At 67.1% G+C, this 1,400-nt stretch carries 1 protein-coding gene; it reads right to left on the bottom strand.

What is annotated here, in order from left to right; all coding sequences use genetic code 11:
* Positions 1–148: 148 nt before the first annotated feature.
* A protein-coding gene (locus ACZ7GZ_RS43365) for an IS630 family transposase (RefSeq protein WP_471033369.1) occupies positions 149–1,227 on the bottom strand; the annotation gives its coding sequence in 2 pieces (ribosomal slippage) (positions 149–726 and positions 726–1,227; 1,080 coding nt in all).
* Positions 1,228–1,400 lie beyond the last annotated feature (173 nt).

Genomic DNA, 1,400 nt, shown 5'->3' with positions numbered 1-1,400 from the left:
CCGGCGCAGGCGGACACGGACGGCGAGCGGTCATCTTCAGCCCCCAGTAAGGAAGTTGACTCCTCCCACCGGCCTACGGCCAACCCGACCTGCCGTCAACCCACACCACCGCCGGATTTAACGAACTACCGTTACTGACTTCGGCTCGTCAGGGTGACTTTGGATCGTCGAGGGCCAGCCCGGTGCCGGCTATGAAGCCGTCGAGGGTGGCTGGCCGGTACTGAAGGCGCTTGAGCCTGTTGCGTATGAGGGTCTCGAGTCGGTCGAGGGCGACGACGGCGAGGTTGGCCAGGCTGCGTTTGACGTGCGCCCATACCCACTCGACGGGGTTGAGGTCGGGTGAGTTCGCGGGCAGCAGGAACACCGTCAGCCATTCACGCTCGGTGATCAGCTCGCGCATGGCGTGGGAGACGTGGGTGTTCAGCCGGTCCCACACCAGCACGATCGGCGCCTTGACGAGCTGGTGGACGCCGTCGATCAGCGCGATGAAATCCCGCTCAGCCATGCTGCGGCGCTTGTCCTTCCCCGCTCGGTGGGTGCGCAGACGATGGCACAGCCGGGTCCGGGAGCCAGGCCGCATGGCGATCAGCCCGGCCACCGACAGGCGCCCCGAGCGGCGGCCGCTGACGGTCACGACCGGGGTGTGACCGCGCCGGCCCCAGGTTCGTCCTTTGGGCGGCCGCCGGGTGAACCCGGCTTCGTCCTCGAAGCAGATGTAACCTCCGCAGGCCGCCCGGGCTCTTTTACCTCAACCCAGGTCGCCTCCTTCCACGCGATCACGGCCTGCTCGTCGCGTTCGGCGACCCGCCGGGCGGGAACCTGCGGGCTGAAGCCGAGCCGGTGCATCAGCCTCGTTGCACCCGAGACGCTGTAGGAGACGTGGAACTTCCTGCCGATCAGCGTGGCCACCCTCGCTGCGGTCCACACCTGATCCTCCACCCATCCATGCGCGGCCGGCCCCTGCTCGAGATAGACGGCGAGCTTCTCCAGGCAGCGCGGTGACAGACGGCATCGCGACCCGCCCGGGCCACGGGAGGCCAGAGCCTCACGACCGACGTCCCGCCACAGTTTGTGCCACTGGTAGGCCGATTTCAGGCTCACCCGCAGGCGTCTTGCGACCTCCGCCGGCTTGATCTTCTGCTCGAACAGCTCGGCCGCCTGCATCCGTACCGTCTCCCGGCGTTGCCGCCCCGCAGCGGTCAGCCCGCCCCCATCCGCATACCTCACACAGCACGAGATACAGCCACCGCTCCGGGCCCTTCAGGGACTTCGCGAAGATTCACCCTGACGAGCCGAAGTCAGTAACGGTAGTTCGTTAAATCCGGAGGTAGAGGTCAATGCCGTGTCCGTTGGTGACCGCGTCGATCAGGGCCTGGAGCTCGGAAGGTGGGTCTGTGTCC

Source organism: Streptomyces sp. NPDC037288 (assembly GCF_055603265.1).
Note: the sequence above shows the minus strand (reverse complement) of the source record. Positions and strands in the feature narration are given on the sequence as shown.